At 67.6% G+C, this 21,856-nt stretch carries 22 protein-coding genes; 5 read left to right on the top strand and 17 right to left on the bottom strand.

All coding sequences use genetic code 11. The annotated features are described in order from the left end of the window. Positions 1-249: 249 nt before the first annotated feature. Entirely contained in the window at positions 250-1,572 is a 1,323-nt protein-coding gene (locus AWC27_RS31015) for a PGRS repeat-containing protein (RefSeq protein WP_425437479.1), read from the top strand. Between the two features lie 230 nt (positions 1,573-1,802). On the opposite strand, the gene egtE is transcribed toward AWC27_RS31015, so the two are convergent. The 10 genes from egtE to AWC27_RS12215 all read right to left on the bottom strand — a co-directional run bounded on the left by egtE (position 1,803) and on the right by AWC27_RS12215 (position 10,807). Beyond that, complete coding sequence (egtE, locus tag AWC27_RS12260) at positions 1,803-2,942, bottom strand: ergothioneine biosynthesis PLP-dependent enzyme EgtE (RefSeq protein WP_085670731.1); 1,140 nt, start codon at positions 2,940-2,942, stop codon at positions 1,803-1,805. Beyond that, positions 2,939-3,904, bottom strand: a complete 966-nt coding sequence (gene egtD / locus AWC27_RS12255) for an L-histidine N(alpha)-methyltransferase (protein WP_085670730.1) — start codon at positions 3,902-3,904, stop codon at positions 2,939-2,941. The genes egtE and egtD overlap by 4 nt, the downstream gene beginning before the upstream one ends. After that, positions 3,904-4,599, bottom strand: a complete 696-nt coding sequence (gene egtC, locus AWC27_RS12250; protein ID WP_085670729.1) for an ergothioneine biosynthesis protein EgtC — start codon at positions 4,597-4,599, stop codon at positions 3,904-3,906. Before egtC ends, egtD begins: the two co-directional genes overlap by 1 nt. Beyond that, positions 4,599-5,876, bottom strand: coding sequence for an ergothioneine biosynthesis protein EgtB (egtB, locus tag AWC27_RS12245; protein ID WP_085670728.1), 1,278 nt, complete (start codon positions 5,874-5,876; stop codon positions 4,599-4,601). The genes egtC and egtB overlap by 1 nt, the downstream gene beginning before the upstream one ends. After that, positions 5,873-7,171, bottom strand: a complete 1,299-nt coding sequence (gene egtA / locus AWC27_RS12240) for an ergothioneine biosynthesis glutamate--cysteine ligase EgtA (protein WP_085670727.1) — start codon at positions 7,169-7,171, stop codon at positions 5,873-5,875. Before egtA ends, egtB begins: the two co-directional genes overlap by 4 nt. Before the next feature lie 113 nt (positions 7,172-7,284). Then, positions 7,285-7,938 (bottom strand): sensor domain-containing protein, encoded by a 654-nt coding sequence (locus tag AWC27_RS12235; protein WP_085670726.1) that lies wholly within the window; start codon positions 7,936-7,938, stop codon positions 7,285-7,287. 9 nt (positions 7,939-7,947) lie between these two features. Beyond that, positions 7,948-8,376, bottom strand: a complete 429-nt coding sequence (locus tag AWC27_RS12230; protein ID WP_211281618.1) for an organic hydroperoxide resistance protein — start codon at positions 8,374-8,376, stop codon at positions 7,948-7,950. Positions 8,377-8,404: 28 nt separating this feature from the next. Then, positions 8,405-9,853, bottom strand: a complete 1,449-nt coding sequence (locus AWC27_RS12225; RefSeq protein ID WP_085670724.1) for a catalase — start codon at positions 9,851-9,853, stop codon at positions 8,405-8,407. A 54-nt stretch (positions 9,854-9,907) separates the two neighbouring features. Further along, complete coding sequence (locus tag AWC27_RS12220) at positions 9,908-10,330, bottom strand: hypothetical protein (protein ID WP_085670723.1); 423 nt, start codon at positions 10,328-10,330, stop codon at positions 9,908-9,910. Positions 10,331-10,444: 114 nt separating this feature from the next. Continuing rightward, positions 10,445-10,807, bottom strand: a complete 363-nt coding sequence (locus AWC27_RS12215) for a hypothetical protein (RefSeq protein ID WP_308207137.1) — start codon at positions 10,805-10,807, stop codon at positions 10,445-10,447. 197 nt (positions 10,808-11,004) lie between these two features. On the opposite strand from AWC27_RS12215, the gene AWC27_RS30125 reads away from it, so the two are divergent. Next, the gene (locus AWC27_RS30125) at positions 11,005-11,199 is read left to right on the top strand and encodes a hypothetical protein (RefSeq protein WP_139836947.1); all 195 of its coding nucleotides are present in this window, start codon (positions 11,005-11,007) and stop codon (positions 11,197-11,199) included. Here AWC27_RS30125 and AWC27_RS12205 read toward each other — a convergent pair. Genes AWC27_RS12205 through AWC27_RS12195 form a run of 3 tightly spaced genes read right to left on the bottom strand, consistent with a single transcriptional unit; the run spans position 11,154 to position 14,578 of the window. Further along, positions 11,154-12,251 carry a DUF4185 domain-containing protein gene (locus tag AWC27_RS12205; protein WP_139836951.1) on the bottom strand — a complete coding sequence of 366 codons (1,098 nt, stop codon included), beginning with the start codon at positions 12,249-12,251 and terminating at the stop codon, positions 11,154-11,156. The genes AWC27_RS30125 and AWC27_RS12205 overlap by 46 nt on opposite strands. Positions 12,252-12,274: 23 nt before the next feature. After that, on the bottom strand, positions 12,275-13,312 hold the full coding sequence (locus AWC27_RS12200) for an aspartate-semialdehyde dehydrogenase (protein WP_085670719.1): 1,038 nt from the start codon (positions 13,310-13,312) through the stop codon (positions 12,275-12,277). Further along, complete coding sequence (locus AWC27_RS12195) at positions 13,313-14,578, bottom strand: aspartate kinase (protein WP_085670718.1); 1,266 nt, start codon at positions 14,576-14,578, stop codon at positions 13,313-13,315. It abuts the gene before it with no gap. A gap of 245 nt (positions 14,579-14,823) precedes the next feature. Here AWC27_RS12195 and leuA point away from each other — a divergent pair, with 245 nt between their 5' ends. After that, complete coding sequence (gene leuA / locus AWC27_RS12190) at positions 14,824-16,632, top strand: 2-isopropylmalate synthase (RefSeq protein ID WP_085670717.1); 1,809 nt, start codon at positions 14,824-14,826, stop codon at positions 16,630-16,632. A 135-nt stretch (positions 16,633-16,767) separates the two neighbouring features. Here the strand turns inward: leuA and AWC27_RS12185 are convergent, their stop codons facing one another. The 3 genes from AWC27_RS12185 to AWC27_RS12175 are packed head-to-tail and all read right to left on the bottom strand — an operon-like array spanning position 16,768 to position 18,850. Next, the gene (locus AWC27_RS12185; protein WP_085670716.1) at positions 16,768-17,364 is read right to left on the bottom strand and encodes a TetR/AcrR family transcriptional regulator; all 597 of its coding nucleotides are present in this window, start codon (positions 17,362-17,364) and stop codon (positions 16,768-16,770) included. 1 nt (position 17,365) lies between these two features. Then, entirely contained in the window at positions 17,366-17,815 is a 450-nt protein-coding gene (locus AWC27_RS12180) for a hypothetical protein (protein ID WP_085670715.1), read from the bottom strand. A gap of 45 nt (positions 17,816-17,860) precedes the next feature. Then, positions 17,861-18,850, bottom strand: a complete 990-nt coding sequence (locus tag AWC27_RS12175; RefSeq protein WP_085670714.1) for a DEDDh family exonuclease — start codon at positions 18,848-18,850, stop codon at positions 17,861-17,863. Between the two features lie 190 nt (positions 18,851-19,040). On the opposite strand from AWC27_RS12175, the gene AWC27_RS12165 reads away from it, so the two are divergent. Next, positions 19,041-20,270 (top strand): Mur ligase family protein, encoded by a 1,230-nt coding sequence (locus tag AWC27_RS12165; RefSeq protein WP_085670713.1) that lies wholly within the window; start codon positions 19,041-19,043, stop codon positions 20,268-20,270. After that, positions 20,263-20,970: a type 1 glutamine amidotransferase gene (locus AWC27_RS12160; RefSeq protein ID WP_085670712.1), complete on the top strand. Its 708-nt coding sequence runs from the start codon at positions 20,263-20,265 to the stop codon at positions 20,968-20,970. Before AWC27_RS12165 ends, AWC27_RS12160 begins: the two co-directional genes overlap by 8 nt. On the opposite strand, the gene AWC27_RS12155 is transcribed toward AWC27_RS12160, so the two are convergent. Further along, positions 20,941-21,789 (bottom strand): hypothetical protein, encoded by an 849-nt coding sequence (locus AWC27_RS12155; RefSeq protein WP_139836946.1) that lies wholly within the window; start codon positions 21,787-21,789, stop codon positions 20,941-20,943. The genes AWC27_RS12160 and AWC27_RS12155 overlap by 30 nt on opposite strands. Positions 21,790-21,856: the final 67 nt, after the last annotated feature.

Raw genomic sequence — 21,856 nt, 5'->3', positions numbered from 1 at the left:
CGTGGCACCGGCGGGAACGGCGGCGCAGCCGGGCTCTTCGGCGACGGCGGGGTCGCGGGTGCCGGCGGCGCCGGAGGGCTCAGCGGGACTGGTGTCGGCGGTATCGGCGGGGCCGGCGGAGCCGGCGGCAGTGGTGGTGACGGTGGGTTGCTGACCGGCACCGGTGGCGCCGGCGGGCACGGCGGCGCCGGCGGAAACGCCGTCGGCCTCCGCTTCGGCGGCGCGGGTGGGGCCGGCGGCGACGGCGGTATGAGCGGTTGGCTCAACGGCAACGGCGGTGCCGGCGGCGACGGCGGGGCCGGCGGGGCCAGCACCCTTACCGCGTCCGGCGGCAACGCCGGTAGCGGGGGTAACGGCGGGGCAGCCCAGCTGTTCGGCGCCGGCGGCGCCGGTGGAGCGGGCGGCACCGGCGGGCCCGGCGGATCGATCGCGCACGCTGGAAACGATGGACTTACCGGTGTCGCCGGTACCGGTGGGTGGCTGAACGCGCTCAACACGCCGGCCGAGACATTGCTGGGGCGTCCACTGATCGGTGATGGCGCCAACGGGACCGCGGCCAACCCCAACGGCGGGGCCGGCGGACTGTTGTACGGCAATGGCGGCGCCGGCTACAGCTACACCAGCGGTACGGTCACCCAGGCCGGCGGCGCCGGCGGCGCCGCCGGGTTGATCGGTAACGGCGGGGCCGGCGGCAATGGCTGGCTGGGCGGGGCCGGCGGGGCCGGTGGCCACGGCGGCTGGCTGAGCGGCAACGGCGGCGCCGGCGGCAATGGCGGCGCCGCCGTGGCCGGCGCGGTAGGTTTCAACGGCCTCAACGGTGGCGCCGGCGGTGCCGGCGGGGCCGCCGGACTGTGGGGCGCCGGCGGCGCCGGCGGACAAGGCGGCATCGGTGGGGGCGCCGGTGGGCAAGACCTCGTGAACCACATCACCGGTGCCGACGGAGGTAACGGGGGCAGCGGCGGCGCCGGCGGGCACGGTGGATGGCTCTCCGGCCAAGCCGGAGCCGGCGGGCAGGGCGGGGCCGGCGGCAGCGGCGGCCTGGGCGCCGGCACCCTCGGTGACTTCGGTGGGACCGGCGGGATCGGTGGAAACGGCGGTGCGGCCGGGTTCTTCGGCGACGGCGGCGCAGCTGGCGCCGGCGGGGCCGGCGGCACCACCGGATTCTTCGGCGCCGGTATGGGCGGTTCCGGTGGTAGTGGTGGGGCCGGCGGATGGCTCGGCGGTAATGGCGGCCACGGCGGGCACGGCGGCACCGGCGCAGATGGAATCGCCGTTGCTGCCGGCGGGGCCGGCGGCAACGGCGGCAGCGGCGGTGTGGGCGGATGGCTCTACGGCGACGGCGGCGCCGCCGGCGACGGCGGCAATGGCGGGGCGAACACCATTCCCAAGGCTTCCGGCGCCAACGCCGGCAACGGCGGCGACGGCGGGGCGGCCCGCTTCATCGGGGCCGGCGGGGCCCGCGGGATAGGCGGCACAGGTGGAGCGGGCGGACCCGCTGCCGGCGGTCCTAACCCCGGGCGAGCCGGCGCCGACGGGCTCTATGGCATCCTCGGGGCCGACGGGCTGCTATAGCTGTCGGTCGAGCGTGAACGCTTGGCGTCGCGTGTGAACGCTTGGCGTCGAGTGTGCAGGCGTGGCGCCCAAACCGCCGATCGCCCACCATGAATACCCACTCAAAGCCACAGGCACACAGTCAATTCCACCAACCGCCGCGCGTGAACGCTTGGCGCCGCGCGTGAACGAGTGTGAACTCTTGGCTTCAAGCGGGCAGCGACGGCGCCTAAACCCGACAGTGCATCTAGTTAAGCCGAAGTCGCCGCGGTCGCTTCGATCAGCGCTTCGGCGAAGGTTTCCAGATCCTGCGCCGTGGTGTCCACATGCGGCGAGATCCGCAGCACCGGCGCCGTCAACTCCTGCGGGGCGCGCGGTATTCCGGCGTAGGTGGTCACGATCCGCCGCTCGGCGAGCAGCCACGCCTGGACCTCTTGCGGCTCGGCACCATCGAGTGCCGCCAGCGTGGTGATCGCGCTGGGCTCTTCGGTCTCTTCGACCACCGCCCATCCGTCCACATCGGCCAGCAGGGAACGGGTGAGGTCCCCCAGTTCGGCCAGGCGGGCCCGCACCGCTTCCGGCCCGGCCTCCAGGTGTTCGCCCAACGCTACCGAAAATCCCACTCGCGCAGCGACATTGGCTTCGCCAAAGCCCAGCTGCTGGGCGACCGATAACGAGGCAGCCCAGGCCGGCGCCGGCAGCCGTGGCGTCAGCCGCTCCGCCAGCTCGGGCCGCATCGCCAGCACACCTACCCCGCGCGGGCCGGCCAGCCACTTGCGCGACGACGAATAGGCGACGTCGGCACCCACCGCACAATCTATATGCCCGAGCGCCTGAGCGGCATCCACCACCAGCGGTATTCCCAGCTGGTCGCAGAGCTCGGCCACCATCGCCAGCGGCTGCACGGTGCCGCGGTGGCTGGCCACCGGTGTCAGGTGCACTAGATCCGGCGGGTCCTCGTCCAGCTCGAACGCCGCGTCGTCGAGGGCCAGCCTGCCGTCGCCGAGGGTCGGCAGATGCCGGACGGCAAAACCGTGCGCGGCCATCACCGCCAGGTTCGGGCCGTACTCGCCGGGCAGACAAGCCAGGGTCCGGCTTTCGGCCGGCCAGCCGCCCAGCAGCAGATCCAGCGCATTGAGCGAGCCCGTGGTGAACACCACATCGGCGTCGGGCATGCCGCACAGCGTCGCAACCGCGGCGCGTCCGGCGTCCAGCACCGGCGCGGCGGCCTCGGCGGCCACATAGCCGCCAACCTCGGATTCATGCAGCGCATGCTTGGCGGTCGCGTCGAGCACCGCAAAACTCTGGCGCGAACAGGCCGCGCTGTCCAGGTGCAGTCCGGCGACCGCGGGGCGGGCCGCCCGCCAGCGGTCGGCCAGCGAGTCGCTCACTTGGCGGCCAGCGATAACCCGAAGTCGCCGGCGTCGTCGGTCCACCACCGGATGCGACGCAATCCCGCGTTGGCCAGTTCGGTCTTCACCGCGTCCGGTCGGAACTTGCACGAGACCTCGGTGAGCATCTCCTCGCCTGCGGCGAAGTCGACGGTCAGCTCAAGCGCGGCGACGCGCACCCGTTGGCGACGTTCGCAGCGCAACCACATCTCGATCCGTTCCGCTTCGGCGTTCCAACGGGCTACGTGCCCAAAAGTGTCGACATCGAAATCCGCGTCGAGTTCCCGATTGATCACGGCCAACACGTTGCGATTGAACTTAGCCGTTACGCCCGCGGCATCGTCGTAGGCGCGCACCAGCCGGCCGGTATCCTTCACCAGGTCGGTGCCCAGCAGCAGACTGTCGCCCGGCCGCATCACCCCGGCCAGCGTGGCGAGGAATTCCGCGCGCGGGCCGGGCGTCAGATTGCCGATCGTGGAACCCAGGAAGACGAACAGCCGGCGGCCGCCCCGCGGGATTTCGGTCAGGTGCTCCTCGAAATCGCCACAGACGGCCTTGATTTCGACGCCGGCGTATTCGCGCTGAATCGCGCTGGCGGTCGCTGACAGCACGCTGGCGTCGACGTCGAACGGCACGAATCTGGCCAGCGATCCGCGCTCGCGCAGCGCGTCCAACAGCATCCGGGTTTTCTCCGAGGTTCCGCTGCCCAGCTCGACCAGGGTGTCGGCAGCGCTGGCCGCTGCAATCTCGGCAGACCTGCCACGCAGGATGGCGGCCTCGGCCCGGGTCGGGTAGTACTCCGGCAGCCGGGTGATCTGATCGAATAGATCACTACCGACCGAGTCGTAAAACCATTTGGGCGGCAACGATTTCGGGGTCTGCTGCAAGCCGTCGAACACGTCGCGGCGCAGCGCGAGATACGCCGAGTCCTCAGCAAGGTGGTTGGACAGCGACAGCGTCATCAGACTCCTTTCAGGTCCAGCGCGGTGATGGCGACGCCATCGGCGGTGACTTCCACCAGGTGGCGGTCCGGCACGTCTTCCCAATCCGGGTCGTCGTCATAGGGCTCACTGGCCAGCACCACTCCGTCGGCGCGGCGCAGGATCGACAACGTGTCGCCCCACGCGGTCGCGATGAGCCGAGACCCGTTGCCCGCCAGGATGTTCAGCCGGGCAAGGGGATCGGCCATGCCGATCTCGACGATCGTGTCGGCCAGGGCGTCCACGCCACGCTCGAAGATTGCTGCGGCCAATATCGCACTGTCGCAAACGGATTCGGCCGCCGTATTGGCCGGCAACAGGCTCCGGTCGACCACACCGTTGTGCGACAACAGCCACTGGCCGTCGGTGAACGGCGCGGTGGCGCTCACCTCGATCGGCATGCCAACGGTCGCCGAGCGCACCGCCGCGACCACACAGTGGCTGCGCAGCGCCGGCGCGACGGATTCGAACGACGTCTCGCCCCACAGCGGCGCCGAACTGCGCCAGCGCCGCGCAACGCCGCCATCGAAAAAGCCGACACCCCAACCGTCGGCGTTGAGCAGACAGTGCTTCTGCCGCCGCGGCGCATATGACTGCACTCGCAGACTTTGCGGCGGGTCCAGCACCAGGGAGGACAACGTGACGTCCGCGCCTAGCCAGCCCAGGTGTCGGCACATCAGAGCGACCAGGCCAGCCGGACGCCGGAGAAGATCTGACGGCGGTACGGGTGATCCCAGTTACGGAAGCTGGGCCGCAGAATGGCCGGCTCCACCGCCCACGACCCGCCGCGCAGCACCCGGTAGTCGCCGTCGAAGAACGGCTGCGAGTAGCGCTCGTAGATCATCGGGACGAAGCCGGGCCAGGGCCGAAGCGGCGAGCTGGTCCACTCCCATACATCCCCCAGCATCTGTTCGGCGCCATAGGCCGAAGCCCCGGCCGGGTAGGCACCCACCTGGGCGGGGCGCAGCGCGGCGCCCCCCAGGTTGGCGCGGTCCGGGGCGGGTTCGACGCCGCCCCATGGGTAGCGGCGCCGGGTTCCCGTCGCCGGATCCCAGGCGCAGGCCTTCTCCCACTCCACCTCGGTGGGCAGCCGGGCACCGGCCCACGCCGCGTAGGCCTGCGCCTCGAAGTAAGTGATGTGTTGCACCGGCTCATCAGGCGGAATGTCCTCGACGTAGCCGAATCGGGTGCGGGTTTCCCCGTCGGAATTCCAGAATTGCGGCGCGGTTAGGCCGGCTTGCCGGCGGTGTTGCCAACCGCGATCCGACCACCACTGCGGCTGGTGATAGCCGCCGTCGGCGATGAAATGCTGCCATTCGCCGTTGGTGACCGGGACCCGACCGATCCGGAACGCGGGTACGTCCACGACGTGGGCGGGACGTTCGTTGTCCAGCGAGTACGGTTCGGTCGCCGCGTCCACGCCCAGCACGAACGGCCCGCCTGCTACCAGCACCGACGTTCCGGCCAACTCCGGGCGCCCCGCGGGCAGCGCGGGGGATTCGCCGAGCAGCGGCGCGCCGGTGCGCAGGTTCAGCGCCTGCAGCATGGTCTCGTTGTGCTGGTTTTCGTGGCTGATCACCAACCCGAACTGGAAGTCGCCGGCATGTTCGGGCAATGCGTCCAACGCGTCCAAGGCGGCTGACCGCACCGTCTGGCAGTAGGAGCGCGCCCGCTGCGGGGTCAGTAACGGCAAGTCCACCCGGCTGGCGCGGTTGTGCTCGAAGGCGTCGTAAAGACTTTCCACGGCCGGCGGCAGCATTCCGGGCCGGCGCGGGTCGCCAGCGCGCAACAGCCACAGCTCCTCCTGCTGGCCGATGTGCGCGAGGTCCCACACCAGCGGGCTCATCAGCGGGTCGTATTGCCGGCGTAGCTCGCCATCGTCGAAGTCAACCAGCCGCAGCGTCCGGGTCCGGGCCCGCTCCAGGTCCCCGGCCAGCCTTTCGCGTGAGGTCACGACTCCCCTTGCGCCAGCAGCGCCACCGTCGGCGCGATGCCATGCTCGATGACCCGGTCGGAGAAGTCGTCTGCGGGACACCGGCCCTGCTCGACGTTGCGCATCAAGCGCTGCATCGGGTCGGTCAGTGCGGCCGGCGCCCACTCGGCCGCGATGGCCAGACATCGATTGGCCGCGGTGTAGAGCCGCTTGTCGCCCAGGCCGATCCGGGCCGCGATGTCCCAAGCGGTCGCCACCGGCTCGACGGCCGCAGCCGCCGCGTCGGCCGCTATCGGGTCGTCGAGCAAGGTCACCAGGGTGAACACCACCGCGGGCCACACTGCGTCGGGCAGGCTGTCGAGATAGCGGACTTCCAGCCACTGCCGCGGCCGCACCGGCGGGAACAACGTGGTCAGGTGGTATTCCAGATCGGCGAAGGTGGGACGGCGGCCGGCCAGCAGCACCCGACCGTCCACCCAGTCAGTGAACGGCACGTACTCGGTGACCGCGGCGGCCTCTTGGGCGTCGGCGTTGCGCACCATCATCACCGGCGCCTTGAGCGCGTAGCGGGCCCAGTCGGTGCCCGGGTCGTCACCGCTGGCCCCGAGAATAGGGCCGCAGCGCGCCGAGTCCATCTGGCCCCACACCCGCTGCCGAGTCGACTGCCAGCCGGAAAACTCTCCGCTCAGCATCGGGGAGTTGGCGGCGATTGCGATCATCGTCGGCCCCAGCGCATGCGCGAGCCGCACCCGCGCCGCCCAGCCGGCCTGCGGGCCGGCGTCCAGATTCACCTGGATGGAAGCGGTCGAAGTCATCATCGCCGCGCCCGCGGCGCCGCTGTGACTGGCGGCGAAGAACTGTTCCATGGCGCGGTACCGTGTGCCCGGGTTGACCCGCTGTTGCGGGCGCAACGGATCGGCCCCCAGGAAGACCAGACCCAGGCCGGCGTCGGCGAAAGCGGACCGCAATACCGCCTGGTCGCGGGCCATGGCCTCGATAGCCGCCAGCACGCCGTCGACGGGCGGGCCCGACAGCTCCACGGCGCCACCGGGCTCGACGCTGACCACGCTGCCGCCCGGTAGCGGACTGAGCCATTCGAGCACGTCGGTGATTTCATCCCAGCTCGGCCTGCGCAGCGGCTCGGCCGGATCGAAGCAGTGGGCTTCCATTTCCAGACCGACTCGCGCCAGCGGGCCGTCGACCAGACAGCCGTCGGCGATGTACTGGGCGGCGGCCGCAAAACTGGTGATCTCGGTGTCAGCCGGGCAAGCGCTGTCCAGCTGGGCGGCCGCGGCGGCGATGGCGCCGAACGTCATATCACGATCCCTCCGGGCCCGGAGCATCCGTCGCAGACCCCTGGTTGCGCAGCTATACGAACGATAGCCGCCACCACTTCATCTTCGGAGATCGCACTGACATATTCCCGTCGCTACTGGCCTAGCGTGTTCTGCATCGCTCCGGCCAGCACGTTGACCGCCGGGCCGGCGTTGCCAGACTGGCAGACCTTGGCCTGCAGCAACACGTTTTCGCGCAGCCGGGTTTGAACGAAGCATCGGCGATCGGTGTCGGCTTCCTGTTTGGTCCAGGCTTCGTCGGCGCTGGAGGCCGGCCCGCCGGTGAAGGACCACACCTGCGTGGTTCCGTCATCGAAGTGCACCGCGGTGGTCTGGCCCGAGCAGCCCACCGTTCGGTCGACGACGCGGTGGAACGCGCGGTCGGCCGCCTCGTTGGTGGCGAACACTCCGACCGCCTGCTTGACCAGGTGCGTTTGGTCGGTGGCCGACGTCTGCGTGGTGGCTCCGTTGAATGACGCCAGGTCGGGGTCGTTGTACACCTCGGGCAAACCGATGTCGGCCCAGTTGTTGCACTCGGGCACGTCGACCCATTCGCCCTGGAAGGGCTGGGTGAACATCGATTCCCAGCCCATCGGGCCGCCGACGATATTGCCCACTGAGCCCTTGCCGAGGACGGCGTAGTTCACCACTCCGGGTTCAGACGGATGCGCGTTCGCAGCCGGGACAACGAGCAAGGCCGCGATGGACAGCGTCGCCGCCGGGATGGCGAACCGCACGTGACCGTCCATCGTCGCGGGCTAGACCTTGGCCGAGACGTCGACGTCGACGTTGCCCCGGGTCGCCTTGGAATACGGGCACACCTGGTGGGCCTGGTGCATCAAGTCGTCGGCGGCGCTCTGCTCGAGGCCGGGCAGGTAGCCGACGATCTTGCCGGTGAGCCCGAAGCCGCCCTCGGAGTCTTTGCCGAATCCGATCGCGACGGTGACGCTGCTGGCGTCGTCCAGCCTGACCTTCGCATTGCCCGCCACCAGCCGCAGCGCCCCCAGGAAGCACGCCGCGTAGCCGGCGGAGAACAGCTGCTCGGGATTGGTGCCCTCACCGTTGCCGCCCATCTCTTTCGGCGGACGGGTTTCCAGGTCGAGTCGACCGTCGTCGGACCGCACGTGGCCGTCACGGCCCCCGCCGGTAGCGGTGGATTCGGTGGTGTAAACGACTTCGATGCTCATGGGCTCGATCATGCCAGCCCGGTAATCCTCACCCCAGGTTCGCCCGAACCCCCTCCTCGACTTTCTTGCCGAGGTCGGCGTCGACGTTGCGCCAGTACTCGAAGACCCGCGACAGCACCGGCTCCTGCACGCCTTTGGAGATATGACCAATGATGTTGTGGGCCAAGCGTTCCCGCGCGGCATCGTCGAGGACTTCGCGGACCAGCGTGCCGGCCTGTCCCCAGTCGTCGTCGGCGGCGCGCAGCGTGTAAGCCGCACGGACCATCTCGCCGTCGGCATACCAACGCACCTCGGCGGCCCGCGCCGGGTCGGCTTGCGGGCCTCCGTAAGAGTTGGGCGCATAGACCGGATCGGACACGTTGTCCATCCGCATCGCCCCGTCCTTGGAGTAGCTGTGCACCTCCACCTTCGGCGTATTCACCGGTATCTGCTTGTAGTTGGTCCCCAGCCGGGCCCGGTGCGCGTCGGAGTAGGAGAAGCCGCGGGCCAGCAGCATCTTGTCCGGGCTCAATCCGGTGCCGGGCACGATGTTGTTGGGTTCGAAGGCGGCCTGCTCGATCTCGGTGTGGTAATCGGTGACGTTGCGGTTCAGCGTCAGCTTGCCGACGTCGATCAACGGGTAATCGCCGTGCGGCCACACCTTGGTCAGATCGAACGGGTTGAACCGGTAGGTCTTGGCATCCTCGAACGGCATGATCTGCATCTTGAGCGTCCAGCTCGGGTAGTTCCCACCCTCGATAGCCTGGTAAAGGTCGCGCTGGTGGTAGTCGCCGTCCTCACCGGCCAGCCGGTCGGCATCCTCCTGAGTCAAGTAGTCGATGCCCTGATCGGTCTTGAAGTGATACTTCACCCAGAAGATTTCGCCGCCTGCGTTGATCCAGCTGTAGGTGTGGCTGCTGTAGCCGTTCATATGGCGCCAGCTCTTGGGAATGCCCCGATCCCCCATCAGCCAGGTCACCTGATGCGCCGACTCCGGCGAGAGACTCCAGAAGTCCCACTGCATGTTGTGATCGCGCAAATTCGTTGCGGCCATCCGCTTTTGCGATCGGATGAAGTGCTGGAACTTCAGTGGGTCGCGGATGAAGAAGACTGGCGTGTTGTTGCCCACCATGTCGAAGTTGCCCTCCGACGTGTAGAACTTCAGCGCGAACCCGCGCGGATCGCGCCAGGTGTCCGGGCTGCCGCGCTCTCCGGCGACGGTCGAAAATCGAATGAGCGTGTCGGTTTTGGTGCCCGGCTGAAACACCGCGGCCCGGGTGTACCGGCTGACGTCGTTGGTCACCTCGAAATGACCGAATGCGCCGCCGCCCTTGGCGTGCGGCTGACGTTCCGGGATGCGCTCCCGGTTGAACATGGCCATCTGCTCGATCAGGTAATGGTCCTGTAGCAGGATCGGGCCGTCGGGTCCGATGGTCAGCGACTGGTCGTCACTGGGCGCGGGAGCCCCGCCGTCAGTGGTGGTGTAGCGCTGCGTCATTCGCTATCTCCTTAGGGGGAATAGGCTTGCAGGTCAACCGGCTTCGGGACGCAACTAGGGGCGCGCCGGTGGATTGCTGGGCAACGTGCTGGGCGTCGGAGTCGGCGGCTGAAGCGGACCGGGAACACCTGCCCCGGGCGGCGGAGGGCCGGGCGGGAAGCCGGGGCCCATGCCCGGAGGAGGCGGGCCGGGGAAGCGGAATTGCCATCCGGGACCGCCGGGACCGCCGGGACCAGCGGGGCCGTCGGGTGCGAACATGCCGTGGTGGTGGTGATGGCGGTAGTGGTGACACTTTCCGAACCCGAAAACCATGGCGGTGGCAAAGAACAGCGTTGAAGCGATAAAGAGGATCCCGGCAACGATCACCACCCAGGCGGCAACCCGGTAGAGCCGCGGCGGCTTCTCGTATACGGGTGGAGGTGGCGGCGGTGGCGCTGCTACTGCGGGGGTGGAAGCGGGTTCCGGTGTTTCGCTCATGCCTTTGAATATGGCTCAGGCCTGCATGACCGTAAAGGGCCGCGGCGACAAAGTTGCCATGAATTGTGTAGCCCGGCGCTCTTGATGAGCACCGGGCTACTGGTTGTAGGTACGTTACCGACCGGGCGTCGGCGTGGGGGAAAGTGACGGCGCAACCGACGAGGGAACCTGGCTCGGACCCGCCGGAGTGCCCGGGCTGACCGCCGGGGTCTGGTTGGGCACTCCGGAACGGTGGTGCATCATCCCGTGGTGCTTGTGGTGGCGGTGATGGTAGCCGCCATGTCCGCTGTGCTTGCCAAGGATAAAGCCAGTGAAGAAGATGACCGCGACGATGAAGACGATGCCGGCGACGATCGCCACCCAGGCGGCTGCTTTGAAAACCCGGAAGGGCCGATGGTCGGCCACTGCCGGCGGTGGTGCTACCGCGGTGGAAGTACGCGCGGTCGGGGTGTCAGAAGTTTCGCTCATGCGATGAATGATGCACGGGCAAACACTAGTCGTGGCTATGCGCTACTTATGTAGCAGCTGTGAGCTAATCCCCTGTCCTACCTGGGAAATTGCTGACACGGTTCGTAGCCCCGGCATCGGCCAGCGCACGGCGTTTGGTTGACAGTAAGCGCTCCACAGCTGGCTGTTTCCGACCTCTCAGGGGTCTCGGTGTCGGCCTCTCCGGCGTGGGCATCGGCGGTGTCGGTGGCATCGGCGGCGCATCCTCGACCGGGGCCGGCGTCAACGGCGGGACCGGAGGTATCGGTGGCAGTCCGGGCATCTTGATCGGCACTCCCGGGAACAACGAAGCGCCCTGGCGGCGGGCCGTTGGCTGCTATTCCGGCTTGAACGGATTGACCGCGAACTGGATTACCCGATAGGGGCCGGTCTGCCGGGCGCGGGTGTCCCACTGGCTGACAAATATCCGCAGCTCATCGAGCGTGGACCCGGGCGAGATATAGCCGCCGTACGGCTGCGCGAGCCGGTTGTCGTAGGGCGGCGGCAGGCTTTCGGCCGGGTCCGGCCACTCGTCGTGTTGCACCACCGTGGTCACCGGCGCGCTGCCCAGCGACATCGGATCATGGGCCACCCGTACCTCCATATCCCCCGTCGTTGCATTGAAGTACGAAAGCACGGTCTGGCCGTCGATCTGCCGAATGCTCATCTCGCCGACCAGGTCAGGCCAAAGCGGCGTCGGCGGTTTGTTCCAGCCGCCGTTGGGGCCACCCGCCCATCCCTGCCAGCGCGACCGGTCGGTGAACGCTTCGGGCTTGGCCCGGTACAGCACCACCGGTTGGCGACGGGTGAAGCTGTTGGCCGCGATGTACACCCACCCGGTTGGCGAATCCGGTGTGGGCACCGGGTCGTAGTAGCCGCTGATCTGGGTCTGCCGGCCGTCCTGGTAGGTGGCTTCGCGCCGGGATCCCGGCGCCGTTTGCCAGCCGCCTCGGGCCGGGTCCGCCACCACCAGTCGTGAGTTCTGCGGCTCGAGGTTCTTGGTGGTCGTCACCATGAGGTAGTTGCGACGATTGATCTGGACCACCCCGGCGGGCAACTGCGAAGTCCCCGGCGGCGTCGGATCGGCCAGCAACGGTTTGTTGATTCCGGTGACGCCGGTGTAGCGCACGCCGTCGGGATCGTCGATGGATGCGGTGTCGACGTGCAACGCGACCGGCGCGTACCAGCCGCCGAACCCGACTCCCTGACCGGCGAAGCTGTCCCCACACACCTGCAGCAGCTGGCTCGGGAACTCGACGAACTCGCATAAGTCGGTGGCGCCGATACCGTAGTCGCCGGTGGCCGTCCCGGTGCCGGCCGTCGGACCGATGCGCAGCACTTGGCCCTCGGCGAGCGGCTGCAGGATCGGCGCCGGCACGGGCGCCGCAGGATCAGCGTGGGCCAGCCAAACCGATTGCGGCGCAAGCAAAAACAGTAATGACGCGGTAAACCCGCGAATCACAACTGAGCGGCCAGCAACTCGGCGATCTGAATTGTGTTCAGGGCAGCGCCTTTTCGTAGGTTGTCCCCGGAGACGAACAGCGCCAGGCCACGCCCGTCGGGCACACCAGGATCCTGCCGGATGCGGCCGACCAATGACTCGTCGACTCCGGCTGCGGCCAATGGCGTTGGTACATCAACCAACTTGACGCCAGGGGCGCCGTCGAGAAGTGCGCGGGCCCGGTCTGGCGACAGCGGGCGGGCGAATTCGGCGTTGATGGACAGCGAGTGTCCGGTGAACACCGGCACCCGCACACAGGTGCCACTGACCAGCAGGTCAGGAATGCCGAGGATCTTTCGGCTCTCGGAGCGCAGCTTCTGATCCTCGTCAGTTTCACCGGAGTCGTCATCGACCAACGACCCGGCCAGCGGGACCACGTTAAAGGCAATAGGCGCAACATATTTGGCCGGTGCGGGGAAATCCAGGGCAGCGCCGTCGTGCACCAGCTGCTCGGCGTCATCGATGACGGCGCGGGCCTGCAGGGCCAGTTCGTCCACCCCGGCCAGGCCGCTGCCGGATACGGCTTGATAGGTCGATGCCACGATCCGAAGCAGCTGCGCCTCGTCGTGCAGCACCTTGAGTACCGGCATCGCGGCCATGGTGGTGCAGTTCGGGTTGGCGATGATGCCTTTCGGGCGGCTATGCGCGTCGCGCTCGAAGTTCACCTCGGAGACCACCAACGGCACGTCGGGGTCCTTACGCCATGCCGACGAGTTGTCGATCACCACCGCTCCGGCGGCCGCGAACCGCGGCGCCTGCACCCGCGACATCTTCGCGCCGGCGGAGAACAACGCGATGTCGAGCCCGGCCGGGTCGGCGGTCTCGGCGTCCTCGACCTCGATCTCCTGGCCCCGGAAGCCCAACTTGCGGCCCTGCGAGCGGGCCGAGGCGAAGAACCGCACCGATTCCGCCGGGAAGTCACGCTCGTCGAGCAGCGTGCGCATCACCTGACCCACCTGTCCGGTGGCCCCCACTACACCAATTGACAGGCCCATTTACCGCCCCGTCCCCGCATACACCGTGGCCTCCTCGTCGCCGCCAAACCCGAATGCTTCATGCAACGCAACGACGGCCTTGTCTAGTTCGGTGTCGCGGCACAGCACCGAAATGCGGATTTCCGAGGTGGAGATCAGTTCGATGTTGACCCCGACCGCCGACAGCGCCTCACAGAAGGTGGCCGTCACGCCAGGATGGCTGCGCATGCCCGCGCCGATCAGCGACACCTTACCGATGTGGTCGTCATAGAGCAGCTGGGTGAAGCCGATCTCGTCTCGCAGCGAATCCAGCTTTGCGACTGCCGTGGGACCGCTGTCGCGCGAGCAGGTGAAGGTGATGTCGGTCTTGCCGTCCTCGACCTTGGAGACGTTCTGCAGCACCATGTCGATGTTCACGTCGGCGTCGGCGACGGCACGGAACACCTTGGCCGCGTAACCCGGGATGTCCGGGATCCCGACGATGGTCACCTTGGCCTCGCTGCGGTCGTGCGCGACTCCGGTCAGGATGGGGTCTTCCATGGCTATGTCCTTGATCGATCCGACGACGACGGTGCCCGGCCGGTCCGTGTACGACGACCGGACGTGCACCGGAATGTTGTGGCGGCGTGCGTATTCCACGCAGCGCAGCATCAGTACCTTGGCACCGCAGGCCGCCATCTCGAGCATCTCTTCAAAGGTCACCGTGTCAAGCTTTTTGGCGTTGTGCACGATGCGCGGGTCGGCGGTGAAGATGCCGTCCACGTCGGTGTAGATCTCGCAAACGTCGGCGCCCAGTGCGGCGGCCATGGCGACGGCCGTGGTGTCCGAGCCGCCGCGGCCCAGCGTGGTGACGTCGCGGGTGTCCTGGCTGACGCCCTGAAAGCCGGCGACAAGAACGATGCGGCCCTCGTCGAGTGCGGCCTGCAGCCGTCCGGGTGTGACGTCGATGATCTTCGCGTTGCCGTGCGTGCCGGTGGTGATCACCCCGGCCTGCGAACCGGTGAACGAGCGGGCGTGTGCGCCCAGCGATTCGATTGCCATGGCCACCAGCGCGTTGGAGATGCGTTCACCGGCGGTGAGCAGCATGTCCAGTTCCCGGGGCGGCGGAACAGGGCATACCTGCTGTGCCAGGTCCAGCAGATCGTCAGTGGTGTCGCCCATCGCAGAAACGACGACGACCACATCGTTGCCCTGCTTTTTGGTCTCGACGATGCGCTCGGCGACGCGACGGATCCGATCGGCGTCCGCGACCGAGGATCCGCCGTACTTCTGCACGACGAGCGCCACTGTTTCCCTTTCCTACTGGCGTGTAAGTCCACAACAGGATACGGGGCGACGCATCCCCGTCCGCGACCGTGACTCAGACGGCGAAGTTTTGGCCCCAGCGCCGATCGCGGTAGAGTTTTACACCGTGCAGCGGGTGCTCCTCCTCGGACGCCGCGACGGGGTCTGATCCAGACCGGCTTCCCGTCGCGGGTCGTTCGCGATGCGCCGGTCTGAGGTTCCTTCACCCACTTCCTGGAGCACCAATCGTGACTACTTCCGATTCACCCGACGCCTACGTCTCAGCGCGCTCGATCGTCAAACCCACCGGTCCACCCAGACCCGGGCAACCCGCGTGGAACCCTCAGCGCGGCACCTCGATGCCGGTCAACCGGTACCGTCCGTTTGCCGACGAGGTCGAACTCATCCGGGTCGCCGACCGCACCTGGCCCGACCAGGTGATCACCCGCGCCCCACTGTGGTGCGCGGTGGACCTGCGCGACGGCAACCAGGCGCTGATCGACCCGATGAGCCCGGCCCGCAAACGCCGCATGTTCGACCTGCTGGTCCGGATGGGTTACAAGGAGATCGAGGTCGGCTTCCCGTCGGCCAGCCAAACCGATTTCGACTTCGTCCGCGACATCATCACCGAAGGTGCCATTCCGGCCGACGTCACCATTCAGGTGCTGACCCAATGCCGCCCGGAACTGATCGAGCGCACTTTCCAGGCGTGCGAAGGCGCGGCGAAGGTGATCGTGCACTTCTACAACTCGACGTCGATCCTGCAGCGCCGGGTGGTCTTCCGCGCCGACCGGGCCGCGGTACAGGCCATCGCGGTCGACGGCGCTCGCAAGTGCGTCGAAGAGGCCGCCAAGTACCCGGGCACGCAGTGGCGGTTCGAGTACTCGCCGGAGTCCTACACCGGAACGGAGCTGGAATACGCCAAGCAGGTGTGCGACGCCGTCGGCGAAGTCATCCGGCCCACACCCGAAAACCCGATCATCGTCAACCTGCCCGCCACCGTGGAAATGGCGACGCCCAACGTCTACGCCGACTCGATCGAGTGGATGAGCCGCAACCTGGCCAACCGGGAATCCGTCATCTTGAGCCTGCATCCGCACAACGACCGCGGAACTGCTGTCGCAGCAGCCGAATTGGGCTATCAGGCGGGTGCCGACCGGATCGAGGGCTGCCTGTTCGGCAACGGCGAACGCACCGGAAACGTCTGCTTGGTAACGCTGGGGCTGAACCTGTTCTCCCGTGGGGTGGATCCCCAGATCGACTTCTCCAACATCGACGAGATCCGGCGCACGGTGGAGTACTGCAACCAGTTGCCGGTGCACGAGCGGCACCCCTACGGCGGGGACCTGGTCTACACCGCATTCTCCGGCAGCCACCAGGACGCCATCAACAAGGGCCTTGACCAGATGAAGGTGGACGCCGACGCCGCCGACGTCGACGTGGACGACATGTTGTGGCAGGTGCCGTATCTGCCGATCGACCCGCGCGATGTCGGGCGCACCTACGAGGCCGTGATCCGGGTCAACTCCCAGTCCGGCAAGGGTGGGGTGGCCTACATCATGAAGGCCGACCATGGCCTGGTCCTGCCGCGACGGCTACAGATCGAGTTCTCCCAGGTGATCCAGACGATCACCGAGGGCGAAGGTGGTGAGGTCTCCCCGAAAGAGATGTGGGACGCGTTCTCCGAGGAGTATCTGGCCCCGGTGTTGCCGCTGGAGCGGATAAGGCAGCGCGTCGACGCCTCCGAGGATGACACCGGCACGACGACGATCACCGCGACTGTGAAGGTCAATGGGGTGGAGACGGAGATCAGCGGCGTTGGGAACGGACCGTTGGCCGCGTTCGTCCATGCGCTCGGTGATGTGGGATTCGACGTGGCCGTCTTGGACTACTCCGAGCATGCGATGAGTTCGGGTGACGACGCCCAGGCGGCCGCGTATGTCGAAGCTTCGGTACACGGCAAGACGGTTTGGGGTGTGGGCATAGCGCCGTCGATCACCACGGCGTCGCTGCGCGCTGTGGTTTCGGCGGTCAATCGGGCCTGCGATGGTCGGTGAAAGCTAGGGCACTGAGTTGGCGCACACGGAAAACTCAAAGCGCAACAGCGTGTAGCGATACTGCTGCAGCCCTAATCGGCGTCGGCCGCGACACATAACGTGCGCACGCGACGCGCCGCGACCGCTCGCCCTGGGTTATGTCTCGTCGCTGCGAGGCCCGCGCGTCGGCGCCGACCCGAAGAACATGCCCAACAGCCGGTCGATCAATGCGGCCGGATCACCGCCGCCGGGCATCGTCAGCGAGCTGAATGCATAGCCGTTGAGCAGTCGGCTCAGCTCGTCCATTTGTTCGGGCGTTGGAGTGAACCCCGCCGCTTCGATGATGAGCGTTGCGGACTTCACCGCGGCGGCCTGCAGATCCTTGAGTAGCGGCTGCAGCTCGGGCCGGCGTGTGCCCTCCATGAACAGCTCGAACCGCGCCAGCGTGTAACGGCGAAAGTCCTCGTCCGGCTCCGAGAGCATCCGCGTCATCAGTGCTTTGACGCCGTCGCGAGTAAGCGAACCAACAGCGGCCCGCAAAGCCTCGACGCGTTGCCAATGCAGGTCGACGGTCCGGGATGCCGTGGCTTCGAGCAACGCCTGGCGCGTGCGGAAGTAGTTCGACGTGGTGCCCGAAGGCAGCCCGGCCCGGTCGTCGACCTGGCGATGCGTCAGACCCCCGACGCCCTCATCGGCGAGTATGCCGATTGCGGTGTCGAGGATCTGAATGCGACGTTCGGGATTTGAGGGCACTTCAGTATTTGTAGCGCAGCCGCCAGAACACGGTGAGGAACACCGGGTATACGACGATCAGCAGCAAGTAGCTGAACCACATCGGGAACCACATGACGATCGAAACGTCCTTGACGATGTACGAGATGTAGACATGTAGCGGCACACTGCCGGCGATGTAGACGACCGAGCCGGTGAACAACGCCCGATGCCGCTTGTTGGCGAACCGTACGTGGCGCCACACCAGGATTCCGGTAACGCCCGCATACGCCATCGGAACGAGCAGAATCCGGTCCGTCGTCACCGTCACGAGGTGTTGCATGGCGAGGGTGTCTCCGAGCAGCACCCGGTCCAGATGCAGCATGACGCCGAGCAGGATTGTCACCATTGCGGCTTCGCGAAAAAAGTAGCCGTGTGTGCGATACGAGTTCCACCTGGAATCCCGATGCACTACTTCTGTAGTGGCTGTCATGACGCTGACGTTACCACTACACACGTAGTGCTACAAGAGGCTTTTTTAGAACAATGCGAACTGCTCGTCGACCATGGTCGCGTCGGCGAACTCCTCCATGTTTCGGCCGCCGACCACCGCACAGACTGAGTCCATGAACTGCGCGTCGGATACCACCGGCACGCCCAGTTGCCTTGCGTGGTAGCCCTTGCCCTGTTCAGGGGCGACGTCGTTGCAGACCACCAGCGAGGTGTCGCGGTCCACCGCGTCGGTGTAGGCCAAACCGGCGTGCAAGATCCGCTCCACGAGCTCGTCGTGGGTCCGCCGCACCTCGGCCGCCAGTGCGACTCGCATGCCCTGGACCAGTGGCCTGCCCATGACGTAGGGGCCCGGGTTCAGATACGGGCACGGCATCCGGGAAGCCAGCGCCTTGAGCGGGCGCAACTCGTCGTGGGTCACCCGGCCGTTGGGCCAGCGACGCCGGGTCACCGGGTGTACTGGCAACCAGACGTCCCGTTCGCGGGCGCGGTCCAGGGCGGCGGCCAGGATGCCGGTCAACACCCGCGCATCATCGAATGCGTCGTGCGGCCGCTCCTGGGCCACGCCCCAATGGGCGGCCAGCGTCTCCAACCGCAGATTGTCGATACCGAGGTCGAGCCGCCGGGCCAGCTCTACGGTGCACATCACGGTGTCGACGGGAAGTTCGGTTGCGGTCAGCTCGGCTTCTGCGGCCAGGAACGAATAGTCGAAGGCGACATTGTGGGCCACCAGCGTGCGGCCCCGCAGTACGTCGACCACGTCACCCACGATGTCGGCGAACTGCGGCTGGTCTTCCAGCATGGCGGCGGTCAGGCCGTGCACGTGCGTCGGCCCGGGGTCGACTCCGGGATTGAGCAGGCTGACCACGGATTGCTCTATTCGGCCAGCGGCGTCCAGCCCCAGCACGGCAAGACTGATGATCCTGGCCTGACCCGGACGAAATCCCGAAGTCTCGACATCGATGACGGCCCAACCCTGGTCCGGGTGACTGGCGGGCCGCCCCCAGCTGTGGCTCACACGATGAGGATGGCACGCCCGACCGACATCGCCAGCCCGATGCGAATCGTGTCGGCGGATTAACTCGATGCGGACGACCCGCTGCGCTCGGCAAAAAGCGCCGAGCTTGCGATCGCCCTTAACTCGATGCGGACGACCCGCTGCGCTCGGCAAAAAGCGCCGAGCTTGCGATCGCCCTTAAACTGCCCGGGTGGTTACCGCTCGTGCACGCTTAGCCCTCGCCGCGGGAGCGAGCGCGCGCTGGGCGTCGCGGGTCACCGGCCGCGGCGCCGGAGCGATGATCGGCGGATTGGTCGCGATGACCCTGGATCGCTCCGTACTGCGGCAGCTCGGGGTGGGTAGGCGCACGGTCATCGTCACCGGCACCAACGGCAAATCGACGACCACCCGGATGACCGCGGCCGCCCTGGGCACCTTAGGACGGGTAGCCACCAACGCCGAGGGCGCCAATATGGACGCCGGCCTGGTCGCGGCGCTGGCCGCCGACCGCGAGGCCAGGCTGGCGGCGCTGGAAGTCGACGAGATGCATGTGCCCCACGTGTCCGACGCCGTCGAACCCAGCGTCATCGTCCTGCTCAACCTGTCCCGTGACCAGCTCGACCGCGTCGGCGAGATCAATGTCATCGAACGCACGCTGCGCGCCGGGCTGGCCCGGCATCCCGGTGCGGTCGTCGTCGCCAACTGCGACGACGTGCTGATGACGTCGGCGGCCTACGACAGCCCGAACGTGGTGTGGGTAGCGGCGGGCGGCTCCTGGTCGAACGACTCGGTCAGCTGCCCGCGCAGCGGCGAGGTCATCGTCCGCGAGCAGGGACACTGGTACAGCACCGGGGCCGACTTCAAGCGTCCCAGCCCGCACTGGTGGTTCGACGCTGCGACGCTTTACGGACCCGACGGCCTGAACCTGCCGATGCGCTTGGCACTGCCCGGCGAGGTGAATCGCGGCAATGCCGCACAGGCCGTCGCCGCCGCCGTTGCCCTGGGCGCGGACCCGGTCAGGGCCGTCGCGGCCGTCTCCCAAGTCGACGAGGTTGCCGGCCGGTACCGAACCGTTCGGGTCGGCCAGCACGAAGCACGCATCCTGCTGGCCAAGAATCCGGCCGGCTGGCAGGAAGCGCTGTCCATGGTCGACAAACATGCGGCCGGAGTGGTCATCTCGGTCAACGGGCAGGTGCCCGACGGCGAAGACCTGTCCTGGCTGTGGGATGTCCGATTCGAGCACTTCGGGCAGACGGCAGTCGTGGCCGCCGGTGAGCGCGGCACGGACCTGGCGGTGCGGCTGGGCTATGCCGGCGTCGAACACACCCTGGTGCACGACACCGTCGCCGCCATCGCGTCGTGCCCGCCGGGGCGGGTAGAAGTCGTCGCCAACTACACCGCATTCCTGCAGCTGCAACGGGCACTGGCGCGCCATGGCTGAATCGACTGTTCGGATTGGGCTGGTATTGCCCGACGTGATGGGCACGTACGGCGACGGCGGCAACGCAGTCGTGCTGCGACAGCGGCTCGTACTCCGCGGCTTCGCCGCCGAGATCGTCGAGATCACGCTGGCAGATCCGGTACCGGACTCCTTGGACCTCTACACGCTGGGCGGCGCCGAAGACTACGCACAGCGATTGGCGACCCGGCACCTGCGGCAGTATCCGGGCCTGCAGCGCGCCGCCGAACGCGGCGCACCCGTGCTGGCGATCTGTGCGGCCATCCAAGTGCTCGGCCACTGGTACGAGACGTCCTCGGGAGAGCGGGTCGACGGTGTCGGTCTGCTGGATGTAACCACCTCCCCGCAAGCTGCCCGCACCATCGGCGAGGTAGTGAGCAAGCCGGTACTGGCCGGACTGACACAACGCCTCACCGGCTTCGAGAACCACCGTGGCGGAACAGTGCTGGGGGCGGCAGCCTCGCCGTTGGCCGCGGTGATCAAGGGCGCGGGCAACCGGGCCGGCGACGGTTTCGACGGCGCGGTTCAGGGCAGTGTGGTCGCGACCTACATGCACGGGCCGTGCCTGGCCCGTAACCCTGAGCTCGCCGACCTGCTGCTGGGCAAGGTGGTAGGTGCGTTGCCGCCGTTGCAGCTGCCCGAGGTGGACTTATTACGCCAGGAGCGATTGGCGGCGCGCTAGCGCCTCGCGCACGCGTCGCAGCACATCAGGTGGCCGGTCCTCGGCGATCACCCGAACGATGATCCAGCCCAATGCGGCGAGCTTGCGTTGACGCCACTGATCGTGCGCGTATTGACGGCGGTCGCTGCGATGGTGGTCGCCGTCGTACTCGACGGCCACCTTGAATTCCTCCCAGCCCATGTCGAGGACCGCTACCGATCGCCAATTGGCGTTCACGGGAATCTGCGTCTGCGGAAGCGGCAATCCGGCGTCAATGATCAGCAGCCGCAGCCACGTCTCCTTTGGCGACGCCGCACCACCGTCGACAAGCGGCAAGACAGACCGCAGCCGCTTGTGACCGCGCGCGCCCGCGTAGCGCTTGGCCAGCAACAAGACGTCTTCGATGGAGAACGGCGTCGCCCACATCAGGGCGTCTAGCCGCGCCAGCGCCTCCCCGCGCGGCCGATGCCGGCCCAGGTCATAGGCAGTGCGAACCAGGGTGGTGACCGGCAGACCCGCGACGCGGGTGATCTCGTCGGCGCCCAGGGTTTCGTCACGCGCAATAAGTCCCCGAGGCGGCCTGGTGTTCGACCAGATCAACTCGATCGGGACGTCGTCACCAACCCATCGGGCGCCATGCAGCGCAGACGCGGCGACACCGGCGATCACGCCGCGCCGCCCGGACCGCAACCACGCGCCCTCGATCTTGTCGCGCACCGATGGCTCATACCCGTTGCGGACGAAGACGTCACGAAAGATCGCGTGGTGCCATCGACGCAGCTCGTGTTCGGTGAGCCGGCCCGCTGCCAGTGCTTCACTGCCGATGAACACCTCGCGCACAGCGCAATGCTGACAGCGGCTACCGACACATTCGCGAGCCTGTAGTTAGCGCGCTGAAGTGCGAGTG

Origin of the sequence: Mycobacterium szulgai (assembly GCF_002116635.1) — a bacterium.
In the GTDB taxonomy this organism is placed as follows: domain Bacteria; phylum Actinomycetota; class Actinomycetes; order Mycobacteriales; family Mycobacteriaceae; genus Mycobacterium; species Mycobacterium szulgai.
The sequence above is the reverse complement of the archived record's forward strand: the minus strand, read 5'-3'. Positions and strand labels throughout refer to the sequence as shown.